General features: G+C 72.6%; 6 protein-coding genes and 2 tRNA genes. 1 reads left to right on the top strand and 7 read right to left on the bottom strand.

The window, feature by feature from the left end; all coding sequences use genetic code 11:
* Nucleotides 1-130: 130 nt before the first annotated feature.
* From ACFV6D_RS04535 to ACFV6D_RS04505, 7 genes are all read right to left on the bottom strand, one after another.
* Complete coding sequence (locus ACFV6D_RS04535) at nucleotides 131-1,645, bottom strand: MFS transporter (protein ID WP_380369619.1); 1,515 nt, start codon at nucleotides 1,643-1,645, stop codon at nucleotides 131-133.
* A gap of 87 nt (nucleotides 1,646-1,732) precedes the next feature.
* Nucleotides 1,733-2,323 carry a TetR/AcrR family transcriptional regulator gene (locus ACFV6D_RS04530; RefSeq protein ID WP_380558346.1) on the bottom strand — a complete coding sequence of 197 codons (591 nt, stop codon included), beginning with the start codon at nucleotides 2,321-2,323 and terminating at the stop codon, nucleotides 1,733-1,735.
* A gap of 109 nt (nucleotides 2,324-2,432) precedes the next feature.
* A complete protein-coding gene (locus ACFV6D_RS04525; RefSeq protein WP_063351327.1) occupies nucleotides 2,433-2,855 on the bottom strand; it encodes a MaoC family dehydratase in 423 nt (140 codons plus the stop codon).
* Between the two features lie 5 nt (nucleotides 2,856-2,860).
* Nucleotides 2,861-3,319 (bottom strand): MaoC family dehydratase N-terminal domain-containing protein, encoded by a 459-nt coding sequence (locus tag ACFV6D_RS04520; protein ID WP_363369376.1) that lies wholly within the window; start codon nucleotides 3,317-3,319, stop codon nucleotides 2,861-2,863.
* A gap of 154 nt (nucleotides 3,320-3,473) precedes the next feature.
* Nucleotides 3,474-3,638: a 50S ribosomal protein L33 gene (gene rpmG / locus ACFV6D_RS04515; RefSeq protein ID WP_006604855.1), complete on the bottom strand. Its 165-nt coding sequence runs from the start codon at nucleotides 3,636-3,638 to the stop codon at nucleotides 3,474-3,476.
* 83 nt (nucleotides 3,639-3,721) lie between these two features.
* Nucleotides 3,722-3,794: transfer RNA gene (locus tag ACFV6D_RS04510), tRNA-Met, on the bottom strand.
* Between the two features lie 43 nt (nucleotides 3,795-3,837).
* Nucleotides 3,838-3,910 (bottom strand) — tRNA-Thr (locus ACFV6D_RS04505).
* Nucleotides 3,911-4,196: 286 nt separating this feature from the next.
* Here ACFV6D_RS04505 and ACFV6D_RS04500 point away from each other — a divergent pair.
* Nucleotides 4,197-5,468 (top strand): hydrolase, encoded by a 1,272-nt coding sequence (locus ACFV6D_RS04500; protein ID WP_380558343.1) that lies wholly within the window; start codon nucleotides 4,197-4,199, stop codon nucleotides 5,466-5,468.
* The last annotated feature ends 100 nt before the right edge of the window (nucleotides 5,469-5,568 follow it).

Below are 5,568 nucleotides of genomic sequence, written 5' to 3'. Positions count from 1 at the left end.
GGCGCCGGCCGCGGCGGCCCCCCGCGCGGCGAGTGCGTCGCGGGGGCGCGGGGGGGGCGCGCCGCGCCCGCCCCCCCCCCCCCCCCCCCGCACCCGCACCCGCACCCGCACCCGCACCCGGATCGGCCGGTCAGGCCTTCGAGGCCTCGGCGTGGACGGGCGCCGCATCCTCGGCCCGCTCGGCACCGGTCTGCTCGGCACCGGCCTGCTCCGGCTCCACGGCCGCCGGCTCGTCGGCGACGGCCGCGGGCTTCACCCGGCGCGGGAGGAAGAACGCGCAGACCGCCGCGACCGCCACCACCCCGGCGCCGACGTACAGCGCGGGCACCAGCCCGTCGATGAAGGACTGCTCCGACGTGTACCCGCCCTGCGCCGAGAACACCGCCGAGAGGACGGCCACGCCGAGCGCGCCGCCGACCTCGCGCAGCGCGTTGTTGGCGCCGGAGGCGATGCCCTGCTCCTCCGGCCGGACGCTGTCCATCACCAGGGCGGCGGTCGGGGCGAAGTACAGCGACATGCCGATGCCGCAGATCACCACGGCGGGGATCTCGGCGGCGTAGTCGTAGCCGGTGCTGCCGCTGGTGATCGCCGCGTACATCGCCAGGCCGGCGCCCTGCAGCAGCAGCCCGGTGACCACGATCGGGCGGCCGCCGAAGCGGTCGGCCAGGATGCCCGCGATCGGGGCGACGATCAGCGGCATGCCGGTCCACGGGAGCATCCGGATGCCGGCCTCCTGCGGGCTGTAGCCGCCCACGCTCTGCAGGTGCTGGCTGATCAGGAAGATCGAGCCGAACATGCCGAGGAACATCAGCAGGCCGGAGGCGTTGACGGCGGAGAAGGCCCGGCTGCGGAACAGCCGCATCGGGAGCATCGGGTGCCGGGCCCAGCGCTGCTCGTAGAGCACGAAGGCGGTGAGCAGCGCGACGCCGCCGATCAGGGAGCCGAGCACCAGCGGGCTGGTCCAGCCGTTCGGGTTGCCGCGGATCAGGCCGAGGACGACGCCGAACAGGCCCAGGCTGACCAGGATCGTGCCGACCACGTCCAGCGCCGGGTTGGCGCCCCGGCTCTCGCGGAGCTTGAGGGCGGCGAGCGGGATCAGGACGAGGCCGACCGGGACGTTCACCCAGAAGATCCACTGCCAGGAGAAGTGCTCGGTGAGCGTCCCGCCGACCAGCGGTCCGGTGGCGACGGCCAGGCCGTTGACGCCCGCCCAGATGCCGAAGGCCAGACCCCGCCTGGCCGCCGGCACCGCGGCGGTGAGCAGGGTGAGGGTGAGCGGCATGGAGACCGCGGCGCCGGCGCCCTGGACGGCGCGGGCGGCGATCAGCGCGCCGATGCCCGGCGAGAGGGCGGCCGCGGCGGAGCCGACGGTGAAGAGCGTGAGCCCGACCAGGAAGATCCGGCGGCGGCCGAACCGGTCGCCGAGCGCGGCGCCGAACATCAGCAGGACGGCGAAGGACAGGGTGTAGGCGCTGACCGTCCACTCCAGGTCGGACAGCCCGCCGCCGAGGTCCTCGCGGATGGACGGCAGCGCGGTGGTGACGACCAGGTTGTCCAGGCTGGCCATGAAGCCCGCGACGCTGGTGATCACCAGCGTCCAGACACCGAGCCGTCCCAGGCCCTGTTCTTCCGTTCTCTCCGTCATGGTTTCCCCCCAGGGGTCTTAGATAGTTATTGATCACTAACTTTCGAGGCCCGAAAAAAGGCCGCACGGACTCCACCGTGCGGCCCGCTACTCCCCGCCCTCGCCGTGCTCTCCGTGCTCTTCGTGCTCCCCGAAGCCCAGGCCGCTCCAGATCCGGTGGTCCCGGGGGTACCCCAGCGCCACCAGCGTGTTGATCAGCATCCCGTACGCGAAGAACTCCGCGGTGCCCTGCACGTCACCGCCGATCCGGCCCCTGACCCGCTCGAACAGCTCCTCCCAGAGCCTCCGGGCGGTCTCCCCGATCTCGTCCTCGCCGGTCGTCCGGGCCGCGAACACCGAGACGTAGAGCTGCATCTGCATCATGAGCTGCTCGCCGTCCGCGACCAGGCCCAGGTACGCCTCGGACATCGCCTGGGCGGCCGCCGGCCCGGTCAGCCCGACCGAGGCCTCGTCGAAGACCTTCCAGGTCTCCTCGATGCAGCGCTCGGCGGCGGCCGTGAAGATCGCCTGCTTGCCGGGGAACAGCCGGAACAGGTACGGCTGCGAGACACCCACCCGGCGGGCGATCGCCTCGGTGGACGTCCCCCGGTAGCCGCTCCTGGCGAATTCGATCACTGCGGCGCGAACGACGCTCTCGCGCCGCTCCTCCGCACTCATCCGCATGCTCGCCCTCGCCATGGGAGCAAAGTTAGTGGCCAATCACTATCTTCGCAAGGCCGACGGGCGCGGCGGGAATCCCGTCGGACGGGCCCCGCCGCGGCCGGACACACCTGGGGCCGAGGGGCCTTCAGGCGAGCCGGACGACCGCCCTGGACATCCCGAGCACCTTCTGCCCGCCGGTGGTGGCCAGCAGGTCGACCTGTACCTTGCGGTCGTCCAGCAGCTTGGCGACCTTCGCCGACACCTCGACCACCGCGCCGACGCCGTCGTTCGGCACCGGGACGGGGCGGGTGAAGCGGACGCCGTACTCGACCACCGCGGCCGGGTCGCCGACCCAGTCGGTGACCACCCGAATGGCCGCGGCCATGGTGAACATTCCGTGCGCGATGACGTCCGGCAGGCCGACCTCCACGGCGAACTTCTCGTTCCAGTGGATCGGGTTGAAGTCGCCGGAGGCGCCCGCGTACCGCACCAGGGTGTCGCGGGTCACCGGGAAGGACTGCGCCGGCAGCTGGGTGCCGACCTCGACCTCGTCGTAGCTGATCGCCATCGTGTTCACTTCCCCGTCTCGTCGGCGGCCCGGGCCACCAGCGTCATGACCGACGTCACCACGTGCTCGCCGATCGCGTCCGACACCTCGCCACGCACGGTGAGCACGTCGTTGCCCGCCAGCGACTTGATGTTGTCGATGGTGACCGCGACCGTCAGCCGGTCGCCGGCCAGCACCGGGCGGGAGTAGGAGAACTTCTGGTCCCCGTGCACCACTCGGCTGTAGTCCAGGCCCAGCTCCGGGTCCTCGACCACCTGGGAGGCCGCCTGGTAGGTGATCACGAACGGGAAGGTCGTCGGGGCGATCACGTCGGGGTGGCCCAGCGCCTTCGCCACCGCCGGATCGGTGAACGCCGGATTGGTGTCCCCGATCGCGATCGCGAACTCGCGGATCTTCTCCCGGCCGACCTCGTACGGCTCGGTGGGCGGGTAGGTCCGCCCGATGAAGGAGGGGTCGAGTGCCATGGGGCAACTCCTCGGAAGCACGGTGGATCCGGCGGCCGTTGCCGCCGGCGGGGCGCGCATGGGTGCATACGCGAAAAACTCCGGGCCGCACCCCCTGAGGGATGCGGCCCGGAGCTCAAGACCTGTCACACAGGCCCGATGCCCTGCGAGAGGGTCAGCGGGTCTCGCGGTGCGCGGTGTGCGAGTTGCAGCGGGGGCAGTGCTTCTTCATCTCAAGACGGTCCGGGTCGTTACGCCGGTTCTTCTTGGTGATGTAGTTCCGCTCCTTGCACTCCACGCAGGCCAGCGTGATCTTCGGGCGGACGTCGGTGGCAGCCACGGGAGTGCCTTCCTGGGACAACGAATAAGAACACAACAAGAGTAGCCGACCGGGAGTGCGATCTCCCGACCGACTACGCGGGGTAGCGGTGACCGGACTTGAACCGGTGACACAGCGATTATGAGCCGCTTGCTCTACCAACTGAGCTACACCGCCACAGTGATCCGCAGCACAACCGAAGCCGACTGCTTTTCACCAGAGCCCCCATGCGGAATCGAACCGCAGACCTTCTCCTTACCATGGAGACGCTCTACCGACTGAGCTATAGGGGCGAACGAGGAAGAGATTACACGTTCCGCGCCCAGAGGTGAAATCCGTATCCCGACGCGAAGACCGCAGGTCGGCGAGGTGAACGGACGGACGATCCAAGGCCCCGCGTTCGATCGGCCCACCAGCCGCACGGCCCGACCCGATACGACTATTGCCCGCCTCCGAGCGCCCCGCCCCCACGCGCCATAGGCTCGACCCTCATCGACGGGGACGGCCCGGGGCGTCAGGACGACCCGGGATCAGGACGGTCCGGCCGACCGGACGGGCCAGCGCGGGAAGGAGCCTGCGATGGACAGCGCAGCCGCCGACGGACCGCACTCCGGCTCCGGCCCGACAGCCAACCCGCTCGGGCACGGACCGGTCCTCCTGCTCACCGGCGCCCGACTGGCCGACGGGCGGGTGGTGGACGTCCGGATCAGCGGGGACCGGATCCAGGCCGTCGGCACCGTCGGCAGCCTCGGCCCGCTCCCCGCCCTGCCCGGCGCACCCACCGTCACCACCGGCGCCCGGATCGACCTCAAGGGCTACCTGCTGCTGCCGGCCCCCGCCGAGGCGCACGCCCACTACGACACCGCCTTCTCGGCCGCCCTGTCCGCCCCGCCCCCGGAGAGCCCCGGCGACCTCACCCGACGGGTCACCGAGGCCGCGCTCGCCTCGCTCGGCTACGGCGCCACCGCCCAGCGCACCCACGTCCGGATCGGCGACGTGCACGGGCTGCGCCGGCTGGAGGCGGTGCTCACCGCCCGGCAGGCGCTGCGCGGCCTGGCCGAACTCCAGGCGGTGGCGATGCCCCGGCTGCTCACCGGCCGGGCCGGCGCCGACGGCCGGGCGCAACTGCGCGACGCGCTCAAGCTGGGCGCCACCGCGGCCGGCGGCTGCCCGGAGCTGGACCCGGATCCGGCCGGGTACGTCCAGGTGCTGCTGGAGGCCGCCCGGGAGGCGGACTGCCCGGTGGACCTGCACACCACGGCTGGCGATCCGGCCCAACTCGCGCGGCTGGTCAGCGCGTTGGCCCCGCTGCGGCCGCGGGTGACGCTCGGGCCGTGCGGGGCGCTGGCCCGGGGTGCGTCCACGGTGCTGGCGGCCGGCGGGGTTCGGGTGGTCTGCCTGCCGCAGAACGGCGGCTGCACCGGGCTGGAGGGCCGGGTGCCAGGGCTGCGGCCGGGCCTGCTGCGGGAGTTGACGGAGGCCCGGGTGCCGCTGGCGGCCGGCAGCGGCGCGCTGCGGGACCAGTCCAACCCGGTCGGCCGGGCGGATCCGCTGGAGTCGGCGTACCTGCTGGCGGCGGGCGGGGAGCTGGACCTGGAGGCGGCGTACGACGCGGTGGCGAACCAGGCCCGGGCGGCGCTCGGGCTGCCGCCGGTCCGGGTGGACGCCGGGTTCCCGGCGGAGTTGCTGGCGGTGCGCGGGGACAGCCTGGCCGGGGCGCTCGCGGGCGGCCACAGCCGACTGGTGGTGCACAGCGGCCGGGTGGTCAGCCGGACGAGCGCGGTGCGGGAGTTCGCGGACACCGTGGCGCTGGCGCTGCCCCGGCAGTCCGGGAGCACCGGCGGGGGCTGAACAGCCCCGAGAAAATTCAAAGTGCGGCGGCCCCAGTTAACGGCCCCCCCCCCCCACCCGATGGCCCCCGCGCAAAAAGAGCGGGGGGGGGGGAGTGGAG

This window comes from Kitasatospora sp. NPDC059812 (genome assembly GCF_042732075.1).
GTDB lineage: Bacteria > Actinomycetota > Actinomycetes > Streptomycetales > Streptomycetaceae > Kitasatospora.
This window is presented reverse-complemented; position numbering and strand designations above follow the sequence as displayed.

What these genes read in the sequence shown, in the direction of transcription:
- ACFV6D_RS04520 (WP_363369376.1), bottom strand. Translation starts at nt 3,319, where the DNA reads ATGGCACTCGACCCCTCCTTCATCGGGCGGACCTACCCGCCCACCGAG.
- ACFV6D_RS04525 (WP_063351327.1), bottom strand. Translation starts at nt 2,855, where the DNA reads ATGGCGATCAGCTACGACGAGGTCGAGGTCGGCACCCAGCTGCCGGCG.
- ACFV6D_RS04530 (WP_380558346.1), bottom strand. Translation starts at nt 2,323, where the DNA reads ATGGCGAGGGCGAGCATGCGGATGAGTGCGGAGGAGCGGCGCGAGAGC.
- ACFV6D_RS04500 (WP_380558343.1), top strand. Translation starts at nt 4,197, where the DNA reads ATGGACAGCGCAGCCGCCGACGGACCGCACTCCGGCTCCGGCCCGACA.
- ACFV6D_RS04535 (WP_380369619.1), bottom strand. Translation starts at nt 1,645, where the DNA reads ATGACGGAGAGAACGGAAGAACAGGGCCTGGGACGGCTCGGTGTCTGG.